Below are 24853 nucleotides of genomic sequence, written 5' to 3'. Positions count from 1 at the left end.
TGGTAAGCATCACTATGTGCTCCGATTAATGTCATTTACCCAGTATGTACTCAGTACAAGGCTAAAGGTTGAGGAATACCCATAAATAGCGCGTAATTAGGCCTGTTTAAGCAAATTAACCCTGAAAACTCATTCTGATTAATAACATGAGTAATACAATCTCCATAATTGTTAAAACAACTACATTTATCAATTACCCCATTACCGCTCATTGGCAATGTGACTCAATTTATTAAGGATTAATACTGTTATGAAAAAAATAATTATCATTGTTGTTCTTGCTGCTATCGCGGTCGGAGCCTACGTTTTCCTCACCAAGCCAAAAGCTCCAGTAGCTGCTGTTGCAGCTCAAGAATCCGCTCTCATTTATGACGGTGAAGTGATTAAGGTTGATGCTGCGACTCGTACTGTTACCCTAAAAAACCAAGATGGCGAGACCTCAATCGTTGCTGGTCCAGAAGTAAAAAACTTTGCTGAAATTAAAGTTGGCGACCGTTTCGATGTTGTTTATGAAATGGCTGTTGCGATTGAATTAGTTAAAGTAAAAAACCCAGGCGCACCTAGCGAGCAAGTTACTACTAGCACTGCTACTGCACCACAAGGTGACAAGCCAGGCATCATCACTACCAATACGATTACTGCTACTGCCAATGTTGAAGCGATTGATGTAACTAAAAATGTCGTTTCTTTAAGAGGCCTTCAAGGCAACGTTTTCAAAGTTAAGGTTCAGAACCCAGACTTGATGAAAGACATTGCTGTTAATGAGCAAGTTAGAGTGGTTTATACAGAAGCGATTGCTGCTGTAGTAAGCGCACCAGCTGCCAAGAAGTAATGTAATAACGCTTCTCTTGTTACTAGAAAGACAAAACCCCAGCAAGTGATTGCTGGGGTTTTTTATTTGGCGGAAGAGGTGTCGAATCACACCTATGTAGGCTTTAGACGGTTATGCATAGGAATATGAGTGGATAGACGCCCAAAACTATCTTGATTTCTAAAAATAATTCGTATCACTCAAGTGCTGTAAGTGCATCACCCTCTCTAAAACCCTACATTGGTCGCTAACCCCATCCAGCTTATTGCAAGCATTAGCGGTGGGAACAACTGTGGGATATAGAAAGGAAACAAAATGCCAACAAACCTAGATTACCGTACCACCCTGAACCTAAAAAAGCATGGTCGCTATACCGATTCGGTTACAAAGGGCCTACAACTACTTTATAAGCCCTCTGAAACTAAGTATTGGCTTTTGAGGTTTGCCTTCAATGGCAAGCGTCACGAGCTTGGAATCGGGCCATTCCCTGACCTTTTGCCCAAAGAGGCTCGGCAAATCGCTCAAGAAGCAAGAACCTTGATTGCTAAAGGTGAAAATCCGCTTACAAGCAGACTTGCTCAAAAAACCCAGCGTAAGGCCCTTGAAAGTAAAAAAATAACCTTTAGGGACTTTGCCCTTACATGTATTGAAGACAAGCAATCAGAGTGGTCTAGCGATAAGCATGCTGCTCAATGGTCATACTCGCTGGAACAGTTCGCCTTTCCGGTCATTGGGGATATGGCACTTGATGAAATTGATACTGACGACATCTTGAAAATATTGACCCCAATATGGAAATCCAAGACCGAAACAGCCTCTAGACTGCGAGGACGATTGGAATGGATTCTTGCTGCCGCTTGCACAAGAAAATTGCGAGATGGTATGAATCCAGCCTTATGGCGTGGCCATCTACAAACAATCTTGCCAGCACCAAAAAAGATGATGGAAGTCAGACATCACCCTGCACTAGCCTACCGAGCCTTGCCTGAATTTTTAATACGCTTACGCAATACAGAGGGTGTTGCAGCACTTGCACTTGAATTTGCCATCCTTAATGCGTCAAGAACTGGTGAGGTGCTAGGCGGCCTTCGGTCGGAAGTTAATGGCGACATCTGGACAATTTCAGCGAATCGCATGAAGGCACGCAAAGAACATCGAGTGCCGCTTACAAGTCGGGCATTGGAAATTTTAGCGATTGCAAAAGCTATGGATGAAGGTAGCCAGTATCTATTTTCAAGAAACGGTAAGCCCCTAAGCAATATGGCGATGCCGATGCTATTAAGGCGGCTTAATAAAAGCGTTACCGTTCATGGTTTTCGCTCTACCTTTAGGGACTGGGTTTCTGAAGAAACCGAGCACTCTCCAGAAGTTGCCGAAATGGCTCTGGCACACACCATCAAAAATAAGGTGGAAGCAGCATACCGAAGAAGAGACCTTTTAGACCGTAGACGCAACCTGATGCAAGATTGGCTCGACTTCTGCAACTCCCAGCAGTTTAATAATGTAACCACTCTTTTAGCGGCATAAGCAAGGTTCTCATAAGGAGCAGACGATGTCAGGACAATACATAGGCGGCAAGTTACAAATGCCAAAACCCAAAGCACCCAAACGTAAGAGTGCTGACGAATTATTTGTCGAACACAACACCGCCCTGCTCCTTCAAAAACTCAATTTATTACAGCAAAACATTGCTGATGATTTTTTAGACGACCAAGCTAGGAGTCAAAAGATTGTTGAGCGTGCCATTCATTTAGCCACTCTTCACCCCTTTGAAATGCTTATTAAATTAGCATCCACAGAGCTTCATTTAGAAACAACTCTGTTTTTATACGAGGAAACCTTTAAGCAGAAACAGTTTTTAGAGGCGGCATATCTAAAATCAGGTAAAAAAAGTTTAGATAATGCTGTCAAAAAATCTACAGGAAAAGCAAAAGTCAGCCAAAAATATATACAAGCAAAAGAATTTGCACGCCAAATAATTGCTGATATAAAACAGCGAGATTTCAAAGTTTTTTGCAGAAAGATGCGTGCAAAGTTTCCTGCAACTGAAGTATCTGATAGTGCGATTAGAAATTACTTTAAAGAAATTACGGGTTTGAAATCTACAAAATAACTCATATCACTTATGTGATGTGAGAGACATATTCATTCCAAGTTCTTAAGATGTAGTTGTTATCAATACATCCTTAAGGATTGCAAATGGAATCGAATGTACGACTGCTGCGGATTGCTGATGTATCAAAAAAGACTACCTTAGGTAAAAGTACTATTTGGCTAAAAATGGGGCAAGGTTCATTCCCAAAGCCAACCAAGCTATCGCCAGCAATTAATGTATGGAAAGAATCAGACATTGACGCATGGATTGCTAGCTGCTTTGAGTCAATACCTCAAAATCAAAAGGTTGGTCAAAGTGAAACCTAGCATTAATGAGATAGTGAGGTTTCTTGATAATCAGGGGCCATTTGATTGGGCTGTGACCATGAACCTGAAGAAACGCCATCCCTTTTATCAAACCTACATAACACCCCAAATATTTGAGCAGACTGGACGCCATTACCTTTCGTTAGTGAACAAAGGTTTATTTAAGCGTCAATATCGCTATGGTCGTGCAAAGCTAAATGGTATTTTCTGCATGGAGCTTGGTGGATTAGAAAAACGTCCTCACCTACATTTTGCAATCGGAAGTCACGACAAGTTACATAAAGATGAAATATTAAGACATCTTAACAAGGCATACAAAAAGATGGATTGGGTTAAAGGCGATATTCACATTGCACCCTATCAAGATAAGGGTTGGCTGAACTATTTGCTAAAGACAGGGTTTAGCAGCGTTGTATTTCACTAGCAGGACATATGGCATGGGCCTGATAGGTCGTGGCATGTTTTATAAAAAGAGGGCTCTATCAGTCTTTAATCTATCTATTCCCACAACCATATCTAGCACAACAACTCTGCACAATAAATTGACTGCTTATGTATACAGATACTGAAGTTAGTGAAGGCCCTACCCCTCGCATCAATCTATCAACCTCTGAAGACATCAGGCGTGAAATGGCGAAGGTCTACCGAGAAACACGGTGCAATAAAATATTGCCCAGCAACGGTACAAAACTCGTTTACATGCTGATAAACATCCTCAAAGCATACGAAGTCACCGAAATAGAAAGAAGGCTCACAGACCTCGAATTAGCCCATTTAGAGGGTGCTAAATGAGGCTCAAAAGTCGCCTACAGAAGCTGACTAATAAGCTAAAGCCTGAATCAATCAAAATCTACTACATGGGATGGGCTGATTGCACTTGGAGTGAATCTGAGGGGCTTTTTAGGCAGACTGGTGAGTCTAAAGAAGCCTTCTGTAGCAGGGTCTACCAAACTACTAAGAAACAGTACCTGTGGTTTGATTAAACCCAAAGAATCACCATCGGAATATTCATCCCATAACAAAAATACCCCAATTTATCTTGTGAATTTATTTATTTTGGCGAGGATGGCTGAATGACTAAATCTTAGGAGCAGGATATCTCGTACCCTCTACTATGCTATCCATCTCAACCTTATTCCACTCAAAATTATCTACATCACATCTTTTTCTGCAAAAAATTTCACTATGGCAATAAAGCTCATTTACAGCGGAATATCTTAAGTATTTATCAGATTCACCGTTAAAAAATCCTGATATTGGATTGCTCAATCCGCTATCTATCAAATCAAAGCCAAGTGAATCATTAAACAAAGCCCTTAACCCCATATCTGAGAACTGGAAAAAGTGCCATGGTCGCTCATGTGATGAAAAAGAAAAATGCGTTTCAATAAATACATGCCCTCCAACTTTGAGCATTTTTTGTATTTCTACCGCAGCAACCCAAGGCATATGCAAATGCTCAAATACAGCGGAGGAAAAAATCAAATCAAACTTTTCTTGGCCATTAAAATAAGTTGATAATTTATGTGCATCACCAACAATATCTACATTTTCTCCGCCATAAAAATCAAAACCTATGTAAGTAGCTTCAGAAAATCGCTCTCTCAGATTAGTGCCAGTTACATTCCTTGACCCTAATTCAAGAATTCGCAACCCTTTTTTATTAAAATGTTTTGGTAAATAGGACATCCATTTTGAATGGGAAACATTTAAAGGAGGGGCTATTTCACTCTTTTTCGCTTTACTGCCTAATGTAGAAAAATACCCATGCAAAAGATTTTTAGCGGTTCTTAAGTGGCCCATTAAACAATTTTCCTAGGATTTATCAAATAAGATTAATAATATAACTTTTATAACTAGGTTTATGGAGGTGCGGTTTGTATTTACCCTCCCCATAAGAACTATTAGTGAACAGCACAAAAAAACTCTAACGAGGGAACATCTGTGGGAATAAATAGTAAAAGGGGCAATTAAGCCCCTTTTTACTTGACATATTGGCGGAAGAGGTGAGATTCGAACTCACGGAGGACTTTCATCCTCGCCAGTTTTCAAGACTGGTGCATTCAACCGCTCTGCCACTCTTCCTTTGCGAATTGAGTCCTAGATTATAAGGAATTCAGAAGTGCTCTACGTAAAACTCAAATAGGCCCTACTTTATTTCTCCACTCGCACCGCTCTAATATCCTCTAGCGCCCTTTATTTATTGTTGACACCCTGATAAACTAGTCAGATATCTAGTCAGGAGAAAAAATGACAAATAACCATTGGGCAGTTCAAGACGCTAAGGCTAAATTTAGCGAATTATTAAACGCCTGTGTTGAACAAGGGCCTCAGGTAGTTACAAAAAGGGGGCATGAGACAGCCGTTCTAATCACTATTAAGGAGTGGAATACATTGAAGCAGCTTGCAAAACCATCTCTTAAATCACTTCTTCTCTCCGAAGAGGCAAAGGGAGATTTAATTCTGCCAAAGCGCGGGCAAGGTTTAGCTCGCAAACCCATCAAACTTTAATTGCCAATATGTACTTACTAGATACCAATGTCATCTCAGAATTACGCAAATCAAAGCCTCATGGTGCAGTTTTAGAGTGGCTCAGCACCGTAGCAGATGAGGATCTATATATTTCTGCCGTATCTATTGGAGAAATTCAGACTGGAATAGAGCTAACAAGAGTACAAGATCAAAATAAAGCAGAATCTCTTGATGCTTGGTTAGAAGACATTCTCAAGAATCAAAATGTTTTGGCTATGAGTGGAGCGGCCTTTAGTTTATGGGCAAAACTGATGCATTCTCAATCAAATACAGTACGAGAAGATGCAATGATTGCAGCCACAGCCATTGAAAAGAGACTTATAGTAGTCACCAGAAATACAAAGGACTTCAAACGCTTTAAGGTTAAGCTACTAAATCCATTTGGTTCCGTGCATTAGATTGATTTATTTAGACTCTTTAATCAAAACTTCTAGATGCCCTGCAATTGCCAAACAAGAGGTAAGTCCCGGGGACTCAAAGCCATAAAGGTTGTATAAGCCGTTCAGTTGATGCTGTTGGGGTCCTTCAAAGTAAAAGTCTCCTGCCGAGGCATTTGGCGGGACGATTTTGGCCCTGACGCCAGAATAGTCTGCTTGCAAGGAGCCATCTTTTAGACCAGGCCAATATTTTCTGACGGCTGCATAAAAGCCATCTCCCCGCCCTTGATCAACTGTGTAGTTAATCTGACTTTCCTCATCAATATCAAGCCACTCGACGTCTGGTCCAAACTTCGCTTGTCCACCCATGTCGAGGGTCAGGTGAACGCCCAATCCGCCGGGCTCAGGTATTGGATATATCAAGTGGCTGAATGGCGATTTGCCAGATAAGGAGAAGTAATTACCTTTTGCGAAGTAGGCTTTGGGTATGAGGTCTTTTGAGAGTCCCTCAATTTTTTGCGCCAGTGCTGGAGCACTGAGTCCTGCGCAATTAATTAATAACTTGGTCTGAATAGTCATGCCATCAGCACCGCCAATGGTGAGCTCAAAGCCACCTTCAGCATTATTACCAATTGGCTTAGCGCTGAGTAAAGGTGATTGATAAGCCACCATACCGCCTGCATCTTCAAAGCCACCCAGTAGTGACAGCATTAATCCATGACTATCAACTACACCGGTTGAGCTGGAGAGCACTGCAGCCTCGCACTGTAGCTCTGGTTCTAAGGCTTTAGCTTGCGCCCCAGAAATCATCTTGATATCAGGCACTTGGTTATTTTGAGCCTTGTAAAGAATTGCCTGAAGGTCATCTAACTGACTAGCATCTACAGCAACGATTAACTTACCGTAGGCTTGCGTGCTCACTTGATGACTTCGGCAGTATTCATACAAGAGACGATTACCTTCTACGCAGAGCTTAGCCTTTAGAGAGTCCTTAGGGTAATAAATCCCTGCGTGAATCACTTCACTGTTGCGTGCACTACTGATGGTTCCAAAAGAATCCTCACGCTCGAGCAAAATCGTTTCTCGGCCCTGCAAAGCCATCTCGCGAGCAACTGCCAAACCAACTACTCCAGCGCCTACCACCACGCAATCAACCTGCTCCATCCGCTATTCCTGACCTGATTTCAGATATGTCTCAATTTTGTAATAGCTTTTAGCTAAGCTAAAGCGCTTATATTACTCAAATCGTAACATTTTCAGTGTTTTAGGGTGATTTGAATGCCCTTATTGATAAAATCCAGCCATGTCTGCGCACGCCGAATTAGCTAACCAAAATATTCACTCTGCCCTTGATGTGGTGCTCGACACCGCTTATCAAGGAATCGATACGGCCAGCTGGAAAAAACTCTTTGCTTCCGCTCGCCAAAGTCATCTAGAGCAATTTATTGCAGATATGTTTGCTGGTAAGCACATCAACAATAGCGAAGATCGTCCCGCCCTTCACTCTGCGTTGCGCAACTTAAGCAAAACGCCAGTCATGATCGATGGCAAAGATGTCATGCCCGCGGTTTCTGAAGTTTGGCATCGCATTGATGCGCTGTGTAATACATGGGTAGGCGTAACCGATGTCATTCATATTGGCATAGGCGGATCAGACTTTGGTCCTCGCTTAGCAATTGAAGCACTCGCCCATGTTCCCGGGATTGTAAGCCGCGGTATGCGGATGCATTTTTTGGCTAATATTGATACAGCTGAGTTAGCGCGTATCCTCGCTCGCGCTCAAGCGCATAGCACTCGCGTCATCGTGGTCTCGAAGTCATTCACGACTCTTGAAACCTCCATGAATGCTAAAGCTGTTGTTGCCTGGCTTAAAGACAGCGGTTGTTCTTCCAGCCAAATTATTGATTCTTTGTATGCAGTCACTGCCAACATCCCTGCCGCCAAAGACTTTGGCGTAAGCCAAGACAATATCTTTCCTTTCTGGGATTGGGTGGGTGGTCGCTACTCTGTATGGTCGGCAGTAGGTTTACCGATTGCTTTGCAATATGGCTTTGAGACATTCAAACAATTTTTAGCTGGCGCCGAAGCGATAGATTTGCATTTTAAGAATGCACCCCTTGAAGAAAATCTCCCCGTCATCATGGCACTCTCTTTGCTCCACCAGCAAGAGAAATATCAGATCAAAGCCTATGCCGCTATTCCGTATGCAGATGCTTTAGATTGGTTTCCAAAGTGGTTGCAGCAACTGGACATGGAAAGTAACGGCAAGAGCGTGGATCGGGATGGCAAGGCAGTTAAGCATTCTTCACCAGTGGTATTTGGCAGCGCGGGTAGTAATGCCCAACACTCGTACTTTCAGCTCTTTCATCAGGGTACGGAGATCATTCCAATTGATTTCATTGCCGTGCGTGAACCCATGAGTGATCGACCTGAGGCTATTGCGCATCATCGTATTCTACTTTCGAACTGTTTAGCGCAAGCTCAGGCATTGGCAAATGGTAAGTCTGCTGCAAATCCAAATGATGTCTATCCAGGTAAGCGCCCAAGCAATCTCTTGTTGCTACCTAAACTCAATGCGTTTTATCTTGGCGCTCTACTCGCTTTATACGAAAACCGCACTGCGACATTAGGCGCTTTGTGGAATATCAATAGCTTTGATCAGCCTGGCGTTGAATTCGGCAAAGTGCTAGCCAAGCCAATCGAGAAAGCACTTGCAAGTCATCAGAATGATATCGCTGCCAGTGCAGATATTGATGCTGTGACTGCCGCTCGTATTAATTTATTAAATTCATAGAGTACCAATCCGCCTAAGTCTGATCAAATTGACATTGCCAGGCATATTGTTTAAACTTGTATAAACATTTATCTAGGGGGTGCCTATGGCTCCAGCATTAAAGGTACAGCAAACCATTCAAGAATGGGGGAATGGTCTTGGTGTTCGAATCACCTCACCAGTGGCTAAGGCTGCCCATTTCTCTCAAGGAGTCCCTATCTCAGTTGAGGTTGTTAAGGATGGTGTTTTACTCCGGGTGGTTGGCAAGCCTAAACTGAGCCTCTCTCAAAAGCTAAAAGCCTTTGATCCAGAGACACATGGTGGCGAAGTAATGACATCAACACCCATTGGGAAAGAAATTATTTAATGGCAGAAAAATTGAAGGCTTGGGTTCCTGAGCGTAGGGACATGATTTGGATTAACTTTAATCCCCAATTGGGAAAAGAAATGAAAGATGAGCATCCCATGCTCGTCCTCTCACCTAAAGCATTTAATGAAAAAACTGGCCTTGTTATTGGGCTCCCTATGACGCACGCAAAGTCTAATGAAACCAATCCATTTGCAATCAAATTTTCTATTGGTCGCAGTGAGCCCGTCTTTATCTTGACACATCAGCCAAAATCTTTTGACTGGCGCCTGCGCTCCGCAAGACCCCATCCATGGAAGAATCTGCCGCCCGCTCTCTTTCAGGAGGCTTGTGAGGGTCTAAACTCAATCATCGAAATTGCTCATTAATACCACCAGGAATCAAAGTGAAACTATCCCCTTCAATTTTTAAAGCGTATGACATCCGCGGCATTATTGATGAGACCTTAGATCCCTCTATCGCTAAACTGATTGGCCAAGCTTTTGGCACTGAAATGCGTGAGCTTGGTGAAACCGATATCGTTATTGGTCGTGATGGTCGTCTTTCTGGTCCTAGCTTAATTGAAGCTTTAACAGAAGGCCTACTCTCTACCGGCATCAATGTGATCGATTTAGGTATGGTGGCTACTCCAATGGTCTACTTTGCTGCCAATCACACCATCAACGGTAAGACACCCAAGTCCGGCATCATGATTACAGGTAGCCATAATCCACCGAACTACAACGGCTTCAAAATGGTCTTGGGTACAGCTGCGATTTATGGTGAAAAGATTCAGGATTTGCGTAAACGCATTGAAGCTAAGAAATTTGCTATCGGCCAAGGTACACGGAGCACCTTTGATATTTTCCCGATGTACCTCAACTATATTGTTGGCGATGTGAAGCTGGCTCGCCCCATGAAGATTGCAGTGGATTGTGGCAATGGTGTTGGTGGCGCTTTTGCTGGCAAGCTGTTCAGAGCTTTAGGATGCGAAGTTCAAGAATTATTCTGCGAAGTCGATGGTCATTTTCCCAATCACCATCCGGATCCAGCCCATATTGAAAACCTGCAAGACCTCATCAAGAACCTGCAAACTACCGATAATGAATTAGGCCTTGCTTTTGATGGTGATGCTGATCGTTTAGGCGTAGTCACTAAAGACGGCCAAGTCATTTTCCCAGACCGCCAAATGATGCTCTTTGCAAAAGATGTACTCTCCCGCAATCCAGGTGGTCAAATTATTTACGACGTGAAGTGCACTCGCAACCTAGCCACCTTCGTGAAGGAACATGGTGGCGAACCCATCATGTGGAAAACAGGCCACTCTTTAGTCAAAGCTAAGCTCAAAGAAACTGGCGCCCCGCTGGCTGGTGAGATGAGTGGTCACATCTTCTTTAAGGATCGTTGGTTTGGCTTTGATGATGGTCTTTACACCGGCGCACGCTTGCTAGAAATTCTTAGCAAAGAGAAAAATCCAAGCGACACCCTCAACGGCTTACCAAATGCAATCTGCACCCCAGAATTGCAACTCGCTTGCGCCGAAGGTGAACCTTTTTCCCTACTAGAAACAATTAAAGCCAATGCGAAGTTCCCAACATCAGAGTCAATCAATACGATCGATGGTGTGCGAGTCGAATACGCGGATGGCTTTGGTCTGGCCCGACCTTCCAACACAACACCAGTTGTGGTGATGCGCTTTGAGGCAGATAGTGAAGAGGCTATCCAGCGTATACAGGCCGAGTTTAAGGCGGTATTGTTAGCCGCAAAGCCAGAAGCAAAGCTACCGTTTTAAGTAATTGAGGTCAGCTGTCGCAAGCTCGCATAATAGAGATAAAATTACCTATGACTTCCACTGTTAGCACTTCTATAGCTTTTGATTACCCCCAGCAGAATGCTGCCGGAGCTACCTGCACTGCCCAAGCTTGGGCCAAAATACCCCCACAACTCCATGGCACCGAGAAAGCTGCTGTCATTGCCCGCATTAAGAAATTGCTGATTGAGAAAGATGCTGCTTTAGTTGCTCATTATTACGTCGATGGTGATATTCAAGATCTTGCAACAGAAACTGGTGGCTTTGTTGCTGATTCTTTAGAAATGGCACGCTTTGGCAAAAACCACTCTGCTAAAAACTTGATTGTTGCTGGCGTGCGTTTTATGGGTGAATCTGCCAAGATTCTAAGTCCAGAAAAGCGCGTCTTCATGCCAGACTTGGAGGCAAGCTGCTCTTTAGACTTAGGTTGTGATGCTGCTGACTTTGCCGCCTTTAGAGCACTGCATCCGGATCGCACTGTAGTTGTCTATGCCAATACGAGTGCAGCTGTTAAAGCCCAGGCTGATTGGATGGTAACAAGCTCTTGTGCTTTAGCTATCGTTCATCAACTCAAGCTTGAAGGTAAAAAAATCTTATGGGCACCTGATCGTCATCTAGGTCGCTATATTCAGGAGCAGACTGGCGCTGATATGTTGCTATGGAATGGCGCATGCATTGTTCATGATGAATTTAAAGCGGTTGAATTAGAAATGCTAATGGCAGCACATCCCAATGCCATGGTTCTAGTTCACCCCGAGTCTCCACAAGCGGTTGTAGATTTAGCAGATGTCGTTGGCTCCACATCTGCCATGATTAAAGCCGTAGTTGAAGGCTCTACTTCTGAATACATTGTGGCTACCGATAATGGCATCTTGCATCGCATGCGCCAATTGGCTCCTAATAAAGTCTTGATTGAGGCTCCCACTGCTGGTGATAGCGCCACCTGCAAGAGCTGCGCCCACTGTCCCTGGATGGCGATGAATGGTTTGCAAGGCATTCTCAATTGTCTTGAGAACGCCTCTGGTGAAATTTTTATCAAAGAAGATATTCGTGTCAAAGCATTGGGTTGTATCGAACGAATGTTAGATTTCACAAAAAATCATCCCGATCTTCTGGCTAAGGCTCAACATGGCTTTGTGAAGCATATTGGTGCCGCCTAATCTAGTTTTGATATTTTTCTTGATAGTAATTTTGATTGAATATGCATGTTTGATTACAACGAAACTGTAGAACAAGCCCGCCAACGCAATATTGCGGATGCGCTGATGGAAGATATTGGTAGGTGCGATTGGACTGCGCAACTGGTTCCCAGCAAGCCTGTACATGCGCAACTGATCGTGCGCCAAGAGGCTGTGCTCTGTGGGATAGATTGGTTTGAAGGCACCCTCAAAATATTAGATCCAACAGCAAAAGTCACTTGGCATTACCAAGAGGGTGACTTGATGAAGCCTGATACCAAAGTTTGTGATATTGATGCAAATTCTCGCGCCCTACTCTCGGCTGAGCGTCCCTGTATTAATTTTTTACAAACACTATCTTGGACTGCCAGCAGTGCGCGTCAGCATGTTGATGCGATTGCAGGAGTCAGTCCAAACCCAAAGGGTTGTGCAGTACTCGATACTCGTAAGACCGTTCCGGGATTACGTCAAGCGCAGAAATACGCAGTGCGCGTCGGTGGTGGTCAAAATCAACGTCTAGCACTTTGGCATGGCATCTTAATTAAAGAAAATCATATTGCTGCCGCAGGTAGCATTGCTGCCGCAGTAAAAGCTGCACAGGCTTTAAATGCTGGGGTAGATATACAGGTGGAAGTAGAAAACTTCGCCGAACTGAAAGAAGCTTTAGATGCTGGCGCCAAAAATATCTTGATCGATAACTTTACTACCGAGCAAATGAAAGAAGCTGTCACCTTTACTAAAGGTCGCGCCTTACTAGAGGCTTCTGGTGGAATCGACTTGGATCAGATGAGGGCAATTGCAGCCACTGGCGTTGATCGCATCTCTCTCGGAAAACTGACTAAAGATATCAAGGCGGTGGATTTTTCTATGAGAATCTTGTAAGTAATCTACTAAGCAATGTCAGCCTACAGCTGACACCATTACAAAACCCCTCCGATATTCGGCGGGGTTTTTCTTTTCTAGGCTAAGCAGATACATTTACGGGCATTTCAGTTTTTAGGGCCTTAATTTATGTATTGACATTAATTATTTTTGTATATACATTAATAGGGTGGCTTAGTGATTGAATTTGACGATGCAAAGCGACAGATAACCTTATTTACACGCGGTCTTGATATGGCTAGGGCGAACGAAATATTCGACAAATCTCACTTGGATCAAATTGATGTCAGACAAGATTATGGTGAGATAAGGATTAGAACTTTTGGCTATTTAGACAAGCAACCAGTCTTTATTGTTTGGACTTATAGGGGCAACATCAAAAGAATCATCAGTATGAGGAGAGCAAATGAACGTGAAATTAAAAAATATGAAGGAAGATTGGGTTGATCCAGATGATGCACCAGAGGCAGATGAGCAGTGGTTTCGAGATGCCCACGTCTATGTTGGTGACACCCTTATCAAAAGAGGCGTTGGTAGACCACCCATTAAAAATACTAAAGAGATGCTGAGTCTCAGAATGGACTTAGATGTACTGGAAAAACTGCGGGCAAGTGGTAAAGGCTGGCAAACTCGACTCAACAATTACATTAAAGAGGCCGTTTTAAAAGGCGACCTTTAATGAGTTTAGGTCTCAGGATTTTCTGAGGTACCATCTGCCTGAGGCGTCAAAATAGTTGGATAAGAAACTGCCCAAGTTCCTGGGTAATCACGGCTGTAATGCAGCCCCCTACTCTCTCTACGCATTAAAGCTGATCTCACAATGAGTTCCGCACACTCCAACAGATTACGAAGCTCAATTAAGTCACGTGTTACTTTAAAGTTAGCGTAATACTCTTGCACTTCGTATCTGAGGAGTTTGATACGATGTAATGCTCGCTCTAGCCTTCGATTGGTTCTCACGATACCGACGTAATTCCACATTAATGAACGTAGCTCATCCCAGTTATGGGCAATCACCACTTGTTCATCTGCATCTTCTACCTGACTCTCATCCCACAGCGGCAGTTTTGGCATTGCTGGTGTTTTCATTGCAGAGATATCTGCAGCAGCTGATTTACCAATAACAATGCACTCCAATAATGAATTACTTGCCAAGCGATTAGCGCCATGCAAGCCGGTATAAGTAGCTTCACCTACCGCATACAGACCAGGCAAATCAGTACGCCCCTTGAGGTCAGTCACTACGCCACCACAGGTGTAATGCGCTGCCGGTACAACAGGTATCGGCTCTTTAGTAATGTCTAGCCCTAAGCTCATACAGCGCGCATAGATCATCGGGAAATGCTCTTTAATAAAAGCTTCGCCTAAGTGAGTGGCATCAAGATGCACGTAATCGAGGCCATGCTTTTTCATCTCAAAGTCAATTGCTCTAGCCACAATATCGCGCGGCGCTAACTCATTGCGCTCATCATGCTCAGGCATAAAGCGAGTACCGTTTGGCAGCTTGAGTAAGCCACCCTCACCGCGCATCGCCTCAGTAATTAAAAAGGTTCTATCGCTAGGGTGATACAAGCACGTTGGATGAAACTGAATAAATTCCATATTACCTACACGGCAGCCTGCACGCCAAGCCATAGCAATACCATCACCTGTCGCAGTGTCCGGATTGCTGGTGTACTTATATACCTTGCCAACACCGCCGGTAGCTAATACCACCGACTTGGCCTCAATTGTTTCTACACGATTATTTTTAATATCAAGGGCATACACACCATAGCAACGATTCGGCTTAGTACGTTGCGTCTTTGCATCCAAGTGCCGATTGGTAATCAGATCTAAAGCAATCCAGTGCTCTAGCAGTTGAATATTTTTATGGGCTCGTGCCTTATCTAACAACACCTCATGAATTGCCTTACCAGTAGCATCCGCAACGTGCGCAATGCGGCGTTGACTATGGCCGCCCTCACGCGTGAGATGTAAACCCATAGGACCAGTCTCATCGGCGGTAAATGGAACGCCCTGCTCAACTAGCCAACGAATGGCTTCAGCACTTTCTTCAGCAATATATCGAGCAGTAGACTCCACCACGAGTCCTGCGCCAGCATCTAAGGTATCAGCCACATGAGAATCAACACTGTCATGCACTTTATCGACCACCCCAACAATACCGCCCTGCGCCCAAGCAGTTGCCGCCTCACCCAGACCGCGCTTGGCCATCACAATGACCGGTTGGGTCTCTGCCATATGCAGAGCTACGGTCAGGCCTGCTAATCCCGCTCCAATAATCAGAACAGGTAGTTCTGCTTTGGTATCGGATGGTGGGGTTTGGGGTTTTGAACTAGCCATGATTGATTCTAAAGGGCAAACGAAAAATATATATTAAGAGATTTAAAGCAACAAAGCCCCTAGTAAGGGGGCTTTGTTAGGTTTCACTAAATAGCTTAGGAAGTGAGCTCAGACTGCTGCCTACTAGGATCATTCGTTCCATAGCCCATCACTGAAGCAGCCTGACCACCTTTAGCGAGCTTGACTGCACAGTACTTAAACTCTGGAATCTTTCCAAATGGATCTAGGGCAGAGTTGGTAATCAGGTTGGCTGCAGCCTCATAGTATGCAAACGGAATAAAGATCACGCCACGCGGAGTGCCATCATCTCGACGCACGTGGATAGCCACTTCGCCACGACGGGACTGAACAGTGATCACATCTCCAGCAGAAACACCTAACTGGGTCATATCTTCACCATGCATCGACACTGTAGCCATTGGCTCAATCGCATCCAAGACGGTTGCACGACGCGTCATACTGCCGGTATGCCAATGCTCTAACTGACGCCCTGTAATCAAGACAAATGGATACTCCGCATCTGGGCGCTCATTTGCGGGAATGATATCGGCTGGCACTAACTTCACTCTGCCATCTTTGGTATCAAACTTGTCATCAAACACAATGGGGCGACCTGGATCTTCAGCAGATAAACAGGGGTAAGTCACGCTAGACTCTTTTTCTAGACGCTCCCACGTAATGCCATTGATGGCTGCATGCATTGCTTGACGCATCTCGTCATATACCTGCGCAACGCCGTCATCAGCACCCTGGTAATTCCAGTTCAGGCCCATGCGTTTAGCAATTTGCTGAATAATCCACAGATCAGGCTTGGCATCTCCCGGAGGATTAATCGCTTTCTTACCCATCTGGACCATACGATCGGTATTACTAGCAGTACCAACCTTCTCAGGCCATGCGCTTGCTGGCAATACAACATCTGCCAGGAGTGCGGTCTCAGTCATGAAGATATCTTGTACAACCAAGAGATCTAAGGATGCTAAAGCATGACGAGCATGATTCAAATCGGGATCACTCATCGCAGGATTCTCACCTTCGACATACATGCCACGAATCTTATCGGGATCACTGTCCGGTGCAGTAATCTTATGCATGATCTCTACTACGGTGTAACCAGGCTTCTTGTCTAATGGGGTATCCCAGAATTTCTCAAACCAGGCATGCGCTTCTGGATTATCTACACGCTGGTAGTTCGGGAACATCATCGGAATTAATCCTGCATCACTTGCGCCCTGCACGTTATTTTGTCCGCGTAGTGGATGCAAGCCAGAACCAGGCTTACCAATTTGACCAGTAATGCTGACCAAAGCAATTAAGCAGCGAGCGTTGTCAGTACCGTGAACGTGCTGACTGATACCCATACCCCACAAAATCATTGCGGATTTAGTTGTCGCAAATTCTCTAGCGACTTCACGCAAAGTCTCTGCTGGAATACCGCAGATTGGCGCCATAGCTTCAGGGCTATAGCCCTTGATATTTTCTTTGAGTGCTTCAAAGTTATTAGAGCGGTTCTCAATAAAGTCTTTATCAACCAGACCTTCTTCAATGATCGTGAAAATCATGGCGTTGAGCATCGCCACATCGGTATCTGGCTTGAACTGCATGGTACGCCAGGCATGTTTACTGATTTCTGTCGCACGTGGATCGCACAATACAATTTTGGCGCCACGTTTGGCGGCGTTCTTAAACCAGGTAGCAGCAACAGGATGGTTTGCTGTTGGATTGGATCCGATCAAGAAAATAAGGCTTGAGTGTTCAACATCGTTTACTTGATTACTAACAGCACCCGAACCGACTCCCTCTAGCAATGCAGCTACAGAAGAGGCATGGCATAGGCGTGTGCAATGGTCAACGTTATTACTACCAAAACCAGTGCGTACCAGTTTTTGGAATAAGTAAGCCTCTTCATTGCTGCCTTTTGCAGAACCAAATCCAGCTAATACTTTATTGCCGTATTGATCCTTTAGTTTCTTGAGACCACCACCAGCAACTTCTAGAGCCTCTTCCCATGTCGCTTCGCGGAAGATGTCAGACCAATCTTGCTTACCTTCAAGCAAGGCCTCATCTTTAGCAACACCGGCCTTACGAATCAGCGGCTTAGTTAAGCGCTGTGGATTATGAATATAGTCCATACCAAAGCGACCTTTAACGCAAAGGCGGTTGTGGTTGGCTGGGCCATCACGACCCTCAACACTCACAATCTTCTCGTCTTTAACGTTATAAGTAATTTGACAACCAACGCCGCAGAAAGGACATACTGAATCCACTTTGCGATCTACGGTTTGTGAGCCGATCAACCCCTTGGGCATCAATGCGCCTGTTGGGCAAGCCTGCACACACTCGCCACAAGCAACGCAAGTACTATCGCCCATTGGGTCATTCAGATCAAACACGATCTCGCTATGCGAACCGCGCATAGCGTAACCAATGACATCATTAACCTGCTCCTCACGACAAGCGCGTACGCAGCGATTACATTGAATACAGGCATCCAAGTTCACCGCCATCGCTGGATGGGATATGTCATGACTCACTTTTTCACGACGCAATGCTTTGAGCTCAGGTCGAACTGTGACATCTAAGCGCGCAGCCCAGGTGCTCAATTCACCATGTTGATTTTTTTGCTCTTCTTCCTTACTGTCTCCTACCCACTTAAATCCTTCGTCAGGCATATCAGATAACAACATTTCTAGGACGAGTTTTTGACTCTTCAATGCACGCTCGCTATTAGCCTTCACTTCCATACCAGGCGTAGCACTTCTGCAGCAACTTGGCGCCAATGTACGTTCACCATTGATCTCCACTACACACGCGCGGCAATTACCATCAGCGCGATAACCATCTTTGAAGCACAGATGGGGAATATCGATCCCGTGACGCTTAGCGGCCTTGAGAATAGTCTCGCCTTCATAAGAAACGATGGTTTGACCGTCTAGCTTGAACTCAACGGTTTGCAATTCAAGCTCTTTAGGATTTACTGGTGCGTTCATATTTGTCTCGTTTTTCCCTTAGTTTTTTGTGTGCCGGTTAAGCAACTTCTTCTGGGAAATATTTTGCAATACAGCGAATGGGGTTTGGTGCAGCTTGACCTAGACCGCAAATAGAAGCGTCAACCATCACAGTTGCTAAGTCTTCTAGAGTATCTTGATCCCAAGATGAGGACTGCATTAACTTCGCAGCCTTGCTGGTACCTACGCGACATGGCGTACATTGACCGCAGCTCTCATGCTCAAAGAAGTGCATGACATTGAGCGCCATATCACGCGCTTTGTCTTTATCACCAAACACCATGACTGCAGCAGAGCCAATGAAACAGCCATAAGGCTGCAAGGTATCGAAGTCCAGTGGAATGTCATTCATGGTTGCCGGCAAGATGCCTCCTGAAGCGCCACCAGGTAGATAGCCGTAGAACTGATGGCCATCTTGCATGCCGCCACAGTACTCATCAATCAACTCCTGAATCGTAATCCCGGCTGGAGCCAGTTTTACACCCGGGTTTTTAACTCGGCCGCTCACGCTGAAGCTGCGTAAGCCTTTGCGATCATGACGACCAAAAGAACTGAACCACTCAGGACCACGCTGAACAATGTCACGTACCCAGTAGAGAGTTTCAAAGTTGTGCTCCAGTGTTGGACGGCCAAACAAGCCAACTTGAGCAATATACGGAGGACGCATACGGGGCTCACCACGCTTGCCTTCAATACTTTCAATCATGGCAGATTCTTCACCGCAGATATAAGCGCCCGCACCACGTCGTAACTCAATCAGTGGCAATTTAAATGGCGGATTGGCAATCAGCTTAGCCAACTCCACTTCGAGCAATTCACGGCAACCATGGTACTCATCGCGCAAATAAATATAGCAAGCATCGATACCCACTACATTAGCGGCAATTAACATGCCCTCTAAGAAGCGATGTGGATCGCGCTCTAAATATGTACGATCCTTAAATGTGCCCGGCTCACCTTCGTCAATGTTTACTGCCATCAACTTCGGAGCGACTTGATCTCTCACGATGCGCCACTTACGTCCTGCTGGGAAACCTGCACCACCGAGACCACGAAGTCCCGAGCTTTCCATGATCTTGACAATGCTCTCGCCGTCTTTTTTACCTTCAAAAATTTCTTTTGCTAAGGCGTAGCCACCCTGTGCGCGATAAGACTCATAACCTACATAGTCTGGAGAAACCGCTTGATTGTCACCTTGCGGAGATATGCCCTTCTCTACAAAAGCTGCGGGGTCAAAACTCGCGCTGTCCTTAGCCATTGGATGGGTTGTCAGATTATTTTTAACGGCGGCGGCAATTTTATCGGTAGTTGCAAACAATACCGGGTACTGATGTACGACCGCTACTGGAGCCTGCTCACAACGGCCTACACAGGGAGCAGCCTCTACCTTAATTTTTGGATTACCCAAAATTGCCGGTAACTTGGCTAATAGATTTTGCGCACCAGCTAGCTCGCAGGCGATGCCATCACAGACACGCAGGGTAATGTCTGCTAACGGATCATTGCCACGTACCACTTCAAAGTGGTGATAGAAAGTAGCGACTTCGTAAACCTCAGCCATCGGCAAATTCATTTCTTTTGCGAGGGCAACTAAATGACGATCATGCAAAGCACGGTATTCGTCATTGAGCTTATGTAAATTTTCAATTAGCAAATCGCGACGATCAACTGCAGCACCAATTAACTGGCGGACCTCTGCCAAGGACACATCGTCTGCTTGACGACCCTTGAGTTTGCTCTTGCGACGAATGGTTTCCCTTAAATCATCTGCAGTTGCAACAGCAATAGCCTTGACTTCATCCGAGGGTTTTGGGTGATTCATAGTTTTAATCTCTAATTTCTAGTCGCAATAATGGAGCTATTTTTTAATGTCTGAAGCTACGCTTGAGAAGGTCCGAAATGGCAAGAAACAGCTGAGCTTGCTCTATATAGGAAGATTTCAAGAATACCGACGATTTTGGGTCATTTTCAGACTCAAGTCCTTGACGGCGCTCAAGTGAATTTAACTAGGGTAAACCCTATTAAATGACTGATGGGGAGGGCTTACTGCCCGGTGGCAGAGAGTAATCCAGCTTGCGCTCGTAAACACGCGCCTTAAAGCAATCGTTATAGCCTTTGCTGCCGATTTGCCAGCCGATAGAAGTGCAGTCATCTTGGGCTGCTGACTCAATGGAGCCACACCCGGTTAAGGCGATGGCGGCAATAGAAACCAGGATGGCTAAGGGGCGCAATGTAGTTGAACTCATACCCCTAAGTCTACTGGATTCCGGGTTCCAAGTTAAGGGAAAGTGAGTACTTGTGGAATTAGAGATAAGTCAGCAACAATGTATGGGGGTAACTTTGTAGCTATAAAGATAAATATGTTCGGAGATCATGATGCACACAAGCTTAAAACAAGTTCTAGCAATCGCCTTTTCGCTGACTATTGCCCTGTTTTCTATCAACACCCCTGCTCAAGCACAAGATGGCTACACCGACCTCATCGATGGCGTCAGCCTAGACGGTTGGAACATTATTGGCAGCGCAAATTGGGTCATTGGCAAAGGAATAGTCGAGGGCAATAAGCCATCCGGATTTTTAGTGAGTAATAAAAGCTATCGGAACTTCATTATTCGCGCTGAATTTTGGGCTGAATCCAACACCAATAGTGGAATTTTTATCCGCTGCCAGGATCCCAATAAAGTCACCGCTGGTAATGCTTACGAAATTAATATCTGGGATACCCGTCCAGGTCAGGAGTACTCAACTGGAGCCATTGTGGATATTGCCAAGGTCAACCCAATTCATAAAGCTGGTGGGCGCTGGAATACTATGGAAATCACAGCCAATGGGCCTCAACTCAAAGTCATGATGAATGGGGTGCTTACCGTCACAGATGCTAGAGATAGCAAGTTTTCTGAAGGACCCATTGCCCTTCAGTCCGCCGGTGGCATCATCAAATTTAGGAAACTACAAATTAAGGCAATCTAGCCCATCACTCGATAGATCCACTAAAGCAGCCACCTCAATGAGGTGGCTATTTTTTTACCTAAGCAGCAGGTGGAAACCCAACCTTTTGTTGCCAGCTATTGTTAAACACATGAATGACTGGCTTTTCATAGACTCCTGCTTTGGTGAATGGCTCATCTGCTAGCCAAGCCTCAACGTCAGCCTTGCTAGGAAAATCCATCGCCAACAAGCTACCCACTGTTGTCTTGCCATCTTCAGATGTCAGTGGGCCAGCAAAGGCCATCTTATCTGCGAACTTACCAAGGTAAGCGCGATGCTCAGGTCGCACTTGAATACGCAATTCTGCAGTACCAGGACGATCCATTAAAAGGATTGCAAAGATCATGTTTTCTCCTTATTAGCTCTAAAGCATCCATCTTACGGCAATCGGAAAAAGAAAAACCGCCCGAAGGCGGTTTCTCGTCTAAGCCATTAAAACGTATTAAGCAACTTTACGGCTTTTAACAGCTGGCTTAGCTACTGCGTATTGACCTTGAAAGTTAGCCATTGCAGTGTCAACACTTTTCTCAAAGTTTGCGAAAGCATCAGCTGCTGAAGCGCGAACTTGGTCAAACTGTTGCAGTGAAGTTTCGAATACAGTTTTGAATGTAGATACAAATGCCTCAGAACCAGCAGGAGCTGTCTTAGTAGCTTCTTTAACAAACTTAACCATATCAGCACGTGCGTCATCAATAGATGCCTCAACAACTTGAGCAACTTCTTTGTTGCTGTTACGCACAACTTTATTTACTTTAGCCTGGTAAGCAGCAGCGTACTTAGCGGCTTCTTGTGCTGTTTCTGGCTGAGCCAATTTTGCCAACTGTTGCGCATCTTTAATTGCCAACAATTGAGCGCTTGCATCTTGAGCAGCAACTAAAGCATCTTTAGCAGCAGCTTGGTTGATTTCAGCTAATTCTTTTGCGCTTTCAACAGCTACTTGAGCCAAGAACTTAGCGTTTTCAACAGCTTTAGTTTGAGCTTGTGTCATTTGGTCGTTTAATTGATTCTGGAACATGGTGGTTTTCCTAACTTTTATAAAATTGATAAATGTATTGCAATGCACCATTCTAAGAAGTTTTTTATTGCAGTGCAAGATTTATTTGCGGCAATGCAACAGAAACGTTAAAAACCCCTTTTTTTGATTAAAAACAGGGGGTTGAGGAACTAAATAATTTACCTTGAGATGGTGATTTGGGGCAAAAATCAAGGAAAGGAAAAGAAAAAACCACCCAAAGGTGGTTTCGAACTACTGGCGGAAGAGGCGGGATTCGAACCCGCGGTAGGCTATTAACCTACGCACGCTTTCCAGGCGTGTGACTTAAACCGCTCATCCACCCTTCCGTACAAGCCGTTGATTATACGTTTGCCAGAAGGGTTTGCCTCTAAAAGGGCAATAAGCTACCTAAACAGACTCTTTAAGCTGATCCAAAATTGCTGGATTTTCAAGGGTTGAAGTGTCTTGAGTAATCTCTTCACCTTTGGCTATGACACGAAGTAGGCGACGCATGATCTTGCCTGAACGTGTTTTAGGTAAGTTATCACCAAAACGAACATCCTTTGGTTTAGCGATCGGACCGATCTCCTTACCTACCCAGTTCCGTAAGTCAGTGGCAATCTTCTTCGCTTCATCGCCCGTTGGGCGTCCGCCCTTCAGAACTACGAATACGCAAATGGCTTCACCAGTCAACTCATCAGGACGACCTACTACTGCAGCTTCAGCAACCAAGGGATTGGCGACTAAGCAAGATTCGATTTCCATCGTGCCCATGCGATGACCAGATACATTCAATACGTCATCGATACGGCCCGTAATCGTGAAGTAGCCAGTATCCTTATTACGGATTGCACCGTCACCTGCCAGATACAAAGTACCACCCAACTCTTCTGGAAAATAAGACTTCACGAAGCGATCGGGATCACCCCAGATCGTACGAATCATGGAGGGCCACGGACGCTTCACAACCAAAATACCGCCATGACCATTTGGAACATCTGCGCCTGCCTCATCCACAATCGCTGCCTGAATACCTGGCAATGGCAATGTGCATGATCCTGGAATCATGGGAGTTGCACCAGGTAATGGTGAAATCATATGGCCACCAGTTTCGGTTTGCCAGAAGGTATCCGCGATTGGGCAACGTGAACCGCCTACGTTCTCGTAGTACCACATCCAGGCCTCTGGATTAATCGGCTCACCGACTGAACCCAAGAGACGTAATGAAGATAAGTCATAACTCTTTGGATGCACTGCTGGGTCATTGCTTGAGGCCTTGATCAATGAGCGAATCGCTGTTGGCGCGGTGTAGAAAATCGTCGCTTTGTGTTTTTGGATCATGTCCCAGAAACGACCCGCGCTAGGGTAAGTTGGAACACCTTCAAACACAATCTCAGTCGCACCCACTGCGAGTGGGCCATAAGTAATGTAGGAGTGGCCTGTTACCCAGCCGATATCAGCAGTACACCAGAAGACATCATTTGGCTTAATGTCAAAAGTCCACTTCATTGTAAGAATTGCCCACAGGAGGTAGCCGCCTGTTGAGTGCTGAACACCCTTAGGCTTGCCGGTTGAACCAGATGTATACAAAATAAATAGTGGGTGCTCAGCACTAACCCACTCTGGCTCGCAAGTCGAAGATTCATTGGCAACGATTTCTTGCATCCAAACATCACGACCCGCTGTCATGGTGACATCATTGCCGGTGCGCTTGTTTACGATCACATGTTTGACATTAGGACATTCGCCAGTCGACAGGGCCTCGTCACAAATCGCCTTCAAAGGCAATGATTTGCCGCCGCGGAACTGTCCGTCTGCAGTAATCACGGCCACGGCACCAACGTCAATGATTCGATCGCGTAGCGCTTGAGCAGAAAATCCGCCAAACACAACAGAGTGAATTGCACCGATACGAGCACAAGCTTGCATGGCAACAACGCCTTCGATAGTCATCGCCATGTAAATGATGACGCGATCACCAGACTTAATACCCATTTTGCGAAGTGCATTTGCCATTTTGCAAACATGCTCAAGCAACTCTTGATAAGTAACGTTAGTTACCGAGCCATCATCTGCTTCAAAAATAATTGCGGTCTTATTGCCAAGACCATTTTCAACTTGGCGATCTAAACAGTTATGGGAGGCATTGGTAGTGCCATCTTCAAACCACTTGTAGAAAGGTGCTTTGGATTCATCAAGAACTTTAGTAAAGGGCTTTTTCCAGAAGACATTTTCTTTAGCAAGGCGACTCCAGAAACCGTCATAATCATTGTTAGCTTCGGCACAGAGCTTGTTGTAAGCATCCATTCCAGAAATAGTGGCGGACTTGATAAAGTCTGCAGGTGGATTAAATACGCGGTTTTCTTGCATCAATGGTTCCATGCTTC

26 protein-coding genes and 2 tRNA genes are annotated in these 24853 nt (G+C 44.9%); 17 read left to right on the top strand and 11 right to left on the bottom strand.

Annotated elements, in window-relative coordinates:
• The first annotated feature begins 250 nt into the window (after positions 1–250).
• The 6 genes from C2758_RS03745 (at position 251) to C2758_RS03720 (ending at position 4215) form a co-directional block, all read left to right on the top strand.
• Entirely contained in the window at positions 251–832 is a 582-nt protein-coding gene (locus C2758_RS03745) for a hypothetical protein (RefSeq protein ID WP_215329657.1), read from the top strand.
• 294 nt (positions 833–1126) lie between these two features.
• Positions 1127–2338: an integrase arm-type DNA-binding domain-containing protein gene (locus C2758_RS03740; RefSeq protein ID WP_215329656.1), complete on the top strand. Its 1212-nt coding sequence runs from the start codon at positions 1127–1129 to the stop codon at positions 2336–2338.
• 25 nt (positions 2339–2363) lie between these two features.
• Positions 2364–2924 carry a hypothetical protein gene (locus tag C2758_RS03735; protein ID WP_215329655.1) on the top strand — a complete coding sequence of 187 codons (561 nt, stop codon included), beginning with the start codon at positions 2364–2366 and terminating at the stop codon, positions 2922–2924.
• Positions 2925–3010: 86 nt separating this feature from the next.
• Positions 3011–3232: an AlpA family transcriptional regulator gene (locus C2758_RS03730; protein WP_215329654.1), complete on the top strand. Its 222-nt coding sequence runs from the start codon at positions 3011–3013 to the stop codon at positions 3230–3232.
• Positions 3233–3290: 58 nt separating this feature from the next.
• Positions 3291–3656: a hypothetical protein gene (locus tag C2758_RS03725; protein WP_215329653.1), complete on the top strand. Its 366-nt coding sequence runs from the start codon at positions 3291–3293 to the stop codon at positions 3654–3656.
• Between the two features lie 364 nt (positions 3657–4020).
• A complete protein-coding gene (locus C2758_RS03720) occupies positions 4021–4215 on the top strand; it encodes a hypothetical protein (protein ID WP_215329652.1) in 195 nt (64 codons plus the stop codon).
• A 94-nt stretch (positions 4216–4309) separates the two neighbouring features.
• On the opposite strand, the gene C2758_RS03715 is transcribed toward C2758_RS03720, so the two are convergent.
• Entirely contained in the window at positions 4310–5035 is a 726-nt protein-coding gene (locus tag C2758_RS03715; RefSeq protein ID WP_215329651.1) for a bifunctional 2-polyprenyl-6-hydroxyphenol methylase/3-demethylubiquinol 3-O-methyltransferase UbiG, read from the bottom strand.
• Positions 5036–5227: 192 nt separating this feature from the next.
• Positions 5228–5317 (bottom strand) — tRNA-Ser (locus tag C2758_RS03710).
• Positions 5318–5482: 165 nt separating this feature from the next.
• Between C2758_RS03710 and C2758_RS03705 the strand changes: the two genes are divergently transcribed.
• Both C2758_RS03705 and C2758_RS03700 read left to right on the top strand, forming a co-directional pair.
• Entirely contained in the window at positions 5483–5743 is a 261-nt protein-coding gene (locus C2758_RS03705) for a type II toxin-antitoxin system Phd/YefM family antitoxin (protein WP_215329650.1), read from the top strand.
• Positions 5744–5751: 8 nt separating this feature from the next.
• On the top strand, positions 5752–6162 hold the full coding sequence (locus C2758_RS03700; RefSeq protein WP_215329649.1) for a type II toxin-antitoxin system VapC family toxin: 411 nt from the start codon (positions 5752–5754) through the stop codon (positions 6160–6162).
• 6 nt (positions 6163–6168) lie between these two features.
• On the opposite strand, the gene C2758_RS03695 is transcribed toward C2758_RS03700, so the two are convergent.
• Entirely contained in the window at positions 6169–7305 is a 1137-nt protein-coding gene (locus tag C2758_RS03695) for an NAD(P)/FAD-dependent oxidoreductase (protein ID WP_215329648.1), read from the bottom strand.
• 139 nt (positions 7306–7444) lie between these two features.
• Between C2758_RS03695 and pgi the strand changes: the two genes are divergently transcribed.
• The 8 genes from pgi (at position 7445) to C2758_RS03655 (ending at position 13809) form a co-directional block, all read left to right on the top strand.
• Positions 7445–8935, top strand: a complete 1491-nt coding sequence (pgi, locus tag C2758_RS03690; protein WP_215329647.1) for a glucose-6-phosphate isomerase — start codon at positions 7445–7447, stop codon at positions 8933–8935.
• 85 nt (positions 8936–9020) lie between these two features.
• Positions 9021–9281 carry a PbsX family transcriptional regulator gene (locus C2758_RS03685; RefSeq protein WP_215329646.1) on the top strand — a complete coding sequence of 87 codons (261 nt, stop codon included), beginning with the start codon at positions 9021–9023 and terminating at the stop codon, positions 9279–9281.
• Positions 9281–9649, top strand: a complete 369-nt coding sequence (locus C2758_RS03680) for a type II toxin-antitoxin system PemK/MazF family toxin (RefSeq protein WP_215329645.1) — start codon at positions 9281–9283, stop codon at positions 9647–9649. The genes C2758_RS03685 and C2758_RS03680 overlap by 1 nt, the downstream gene beginning before the upstream one ends.
• Before the next feature lie 17 nt (positions 9650–9666).
• Positions 9667–11052, top strand: a complete 1386-nt coding sequence (locus C2758_RS03675) for a phosphomannomutase/phosphoglucomutase (protein WP_215329644.1) — start codon at positions 9667–9669, stop codon at positions 11050–11052.
• A gap of 50 nt (positions 11053–11102) precedes the next feature.
• Positions 11103–12230, top strand: a complete 1128-nt coding sequence (gene nadA / locus C2758_RS03670; RefSeq protein ID WP_215329643.1) for a quinolinate synthase NadA — start codon at positions 11103–11105, stop codon at positions 12228–12230.
• Positions 12231–12275: 45 nt separating this feature from the next.
• Entirely contained in the window at positions 12276–13130 is an 855-nt protein-coding gene (gene nadC, locus C2758_RS03665) for a carboxylating nicotinate-nucleotide diphosphorylase (RefSeq protein ID WP_215329642.1), read from the top strand.
• A gap of 234 nt (positions 13131–13364) precedes the next feature.
• Positions 13365–13577, top strand: coding sequence for a BrnT family toxin (locus C2758_RS03660; RefSeq protein ID WP_251369282.1), 213 nt, complete (start codon positions 13365–13367; stop codon positions 13575–13577).
• Positions 13537–13809, top strand: coding sequence for a BrnA antitoxin family protein (locus tag C2758_RS03655; protein ID WP_215329640.1), 273 nt, complete (start codon positions 13537–13539; stop codon positions 13807–13809). Before C2758_RS03660 ends, C2758_RS03655 begins: the two co-directional genes overlap by 41 nt.
• Before the next feature lie 5 nt (positions 13810–13814).
• Here the strand turns inward: C2758_RS03655 and nadB are convergent, their stop codons facing one another.
• The 4 genes from nadB to C2758_RS03635 all read right to left on the bottom strand — a co-directional run bounded on the left by nadB (position 13815) and on the right by C2758_RS03635 (position 20730).
• Positions 13815–15476 (bottom strand): L-aspartate oxidase, encoded by a 1662-nt coding sequence (nadB, locus tag C2758_RS03650; RefSeq protein ID WP_215329639.1) that lies wholly within the window; start codon positions 15474–15476, stop codon positions 13815–13817.
• 95 nt (positions 15477–15571) lie between these two features.
• Positions 15572–18466, bottom strand: coding sequence for a formate dehydrogenase subunit alpha (gene fdhF, locus C2758_RS03645; RefSeq protein ID WP_215329638.1), 2895 nt, complete (start codon positions 18464–18466; stop codon positions 15572–15574).
• Between the two features lie 37 nt (positions 18467–18503).
• The gene (locus C2758_RS03640) at positions 18504–20306 is read right to left on the bottom strand and encodes an NADH-ubiquinone oxidoreductase-F iron-sulfur binding region domain-containing protein (protein WP_215329637.1); all 1803 of its coding nucleotides are present in this window, start codon (positions 20304–20306) and stop codon (positions 18504–18506) included.
• A 199-nt stretch (positions 20307–20505) separates the two neighbouring features.
• A complete protein-coding gene (locus C2758_RS03635) occupies positions 20506–20730 on the bottom strand; it encodes a hypothetical protein (RefSeq protein ID WP_215329636.1) in 225 nt (74 codons plus the stop codon).
• A gap of 130 nt (positions 20731–20860) precedes the next feature.
• Here C2758_RS03635 and C2758_RS03630 point away from each other — a divergent pair, with 130 nt between their 5' ends.
• Positions 20861–21454: a DUF1080 domain-containing protein gene (locus tag C2758_RS03630; protein ID WP_215329635.1), complete on the top strand. Its 594-nt coding sequence runs from the start codon at positions 20861–20863 to the stop codon at positions 21452–21454.
• A gap of 58 nt (positions 21455–21512) precedes the next feature.
• Here C2758_RS03630 and C2758_RS03625 read toward each other — a convergent pair whose 3' ends face one another.
• The 4 genes from C2758_RS03625 to acs all read right to left on the bottom strand — a co-directional run bounded on the left by C2758_RS03625 (position 21513) and on the right by acs (position 24848).
• A complete protein-coding gene (locus tag C2758_RS03625; protein WP_215329634.1) occupies positions 21513–21818 on the bottom strand; it encodes a YciI family protein in 306 nt (101 codons plus the stop codon).
• 96 nt (positions 21819–21914) lie between these two features.
• Complete coding sequence (locus tag C2758_RS03620; protein WP_215329633.1) at positions 21915–22487, bottom strand: phasin family protein; 573 nt, start codon at positions 22485–22487, stop codon at positions 21915–21917.
• Positions 22488–22722: 235 nt separating this feature from the next.
• Positions 22723–22813 (bottom strand) — tRNA-Ser (locus C2758_RS03615).
• A 61-nt stretch (positions 22814–22874) separates the two neighbouring features.
• The gene (acs, locus tag C2758_RS03610) at positions 22875–24848 is read right to left on the bottom strand and encodes an acetate--CoA ligase (protein ID WP_215329632.1); all 1974 of its coding nucleotides are present in this window, start codon (positions 24846–24848) and stop codon (positions 22875–22877) included.
• Between the last annotated feature and the right edge of the window lie 5 nt (positions 24849–24853).

The organism is Polynucleobacter sp. AP-Sving-400A-A2 (assembly GCF_018688155.1).
Lineage (GTDB): Bacteria > Pseudomonadota > Gammaproteobacteria > Burkholderiales > Burkholderiaceae > Polynucleobacter.
This window is presented reverse-complemented; position numbering and strand designations above follow the sequence as displayed.

Excerpts from the sequence above, each read along its gene's own strand:
- nadA (WP_215329643.1), top strand. The coding sequence starts at position 11,103 with ATGACTTCCACTGTTAGCACTTCTATAGCTTTTGATTACCCCCAGCAG.
- C2758_RS03705 (WP_215329650.1), top strand. The coding sequence starts at position 5,483 with ATGACAAATAACCATTGGGCAGTTCAAGACGCTAAGGCTAAATTTAGC.
- C2758_RS03625 (WP_215329634.1), bottom strand. The coding sequence starts at position 21,818 with ATGATCTTTGCAATCCTTTTAATGGATCGTCCTGGTACTGCAGAATTG.
- C2758_RS03720 (WP_215329652.1), top strand. The coding sequence starts at position 4,021 with ATGAGGCTCAAAAGTCGCCTACAGAAGCTGACTAATAAGCTAAAGCCT.
- acs (WP_215329632.1), bottom strand. The coding sequence starts at position 24,848 with ATGGAACCATTGATGCAAGAAAACCGCGTATTTAATCCACCTGCAGAC.
- C2758_RS03735 (WP_215329655.1), top strand. The coding sequence starts at position 2,364 with ATGTCAGGACAATACATAGGCGGCAAGTTACAAATGCCAAAACCCAAA.
- C2758_RS03745 (WP_215329657.1), top strand. The coding sequence starts at position 251 with ATGAAAAAAATAATTATCATTGTTGTTCTTGCTGCTATCGCGGTCGGA.
- C2758_RS03655 (WP_215329640.1), top strand. The coding sequence starts at position 13,537 with ATGAACGTGAAATTAAAAAATATGAAGGAAGATTGGGTTGATCCAGAT.
- C2758_RS03740 (WP_215329656.1), top strand. The coding sequence starts at position 1,127 with ATGCCAACAAACCTAGATTACCGTACCACCCTGAACCTAAAAAAGCAT.
- C2758_RS03700 (WP_215329649.1), top strand. The coding sequence starts at position 5,752 with ATGTACTTACTAGATACCAATGTCATCTCAGAATTACGCAAATCAAAG.
- C2758_RS03725 (WP_215329653.1), top strand. The coding sequence starts at position 3,291 with ATGAACCTGAAGAAACGCCATCCCTTTTATCAAACCTACATAACACCC.
- C2758_RS03660 (WP_251369282.1), top strand. The coding sequence starts at position 13,365 with ATGGCTAGGGCGAACGAAATATTCGACAAATCTCACTTGGATCAAATT.
- C2758_RS03640 (WP_215329637.1), bottom strand. The coding sequence starts at position 20,306 with ATGAATCACCCAAAACCCTCGGATGAAGTCAAGGCTATTGCTGTTGCA.
- C2758_RS03620 (WP_215329633.1), bottom strand. The coding sequence starts at position 22,487 with ATGTTCCAGAATCAATTAAACGACCAAATGACACAAGCTCAAACTAAA.
- C2758_RS03730 (WP_215329654.1), top strand. The coding sequence starts at position 3,011 with ATGGAATCGAATGTACGACTGCTGCGGATTGCTGATGTATCAAAAAAG.
- nadC (WP_215329642.1), top strand. The coding sequence starts at position 12,276 with ATGTTTGATTACAACGAAACTGTAGAACAAGCCCGCCAACGCAATATT.
- C2758_RS03695 (WP_215329648.1), bottom strand. The coding sequence starts at position 7,305 with ATGGAGCAGGTTGATTGCGTGGTGGTAGGCGCTGGAGTAGTTGGTTTG.
- C2758_RS03630 (WP_215329635.1), top strand. The coding sequence starts at position 20,861 with ATGCACACAAGCTTAAAACAAGTTCTAGCAATCGCCTTTTCGCTGACT.
- fdhF (WP_215329638.1), bottom strand. The coding sequence starts at position 18,466 with ATGAACGCACCAGTAAATCCTAAAGAGCTTGAATTGCAAACCGTTGAG.
- C2758_RS03715 (WP_215329651.1), bottom strand. The coding sequence starts at position 5,035 with ATGGGCCACTTAAGAACCGCTAAAAATCTTTTGCATGGGTATTTTTCT.
- C2758_RS03635 (WP_215329636.1), bottom strand. The coding sequence starts at position 20,730 with ATGAGTTCAACTACATTGCGCCCCTTAGCCATCCTGGTTTCTATTGCC.
- pgi (WP_215329647.1), top strand. The coding sequence starts at position 7,445 with ATGTCTGCGCACGCCGAATTAGCTAACCAAAATATTCACTCTGCCCTT.
- C2758_RS03680 (WP_215329645.1), top strand. The coding sequence starts at position 9,281 with ATGGCAGAAAAATTGAAGGCTTGGGTTCCTGAGCGTAGGGACATGATT.
- C2758_RS03685 (WP_215329646.1), top strand. The coding sequence starts at position 9,021 with ATGGCTCCAGCATTAAAGGTACAGCAAACCATTCAAGAATGGGGGAAT.
- nadB (WP_215329639.1), bottom strand. The coding sequence starts at position 15,476 with ATGGCTAGTTCAAAACCCCAAACCCCACCATCCGATACCAAAGCAGAA.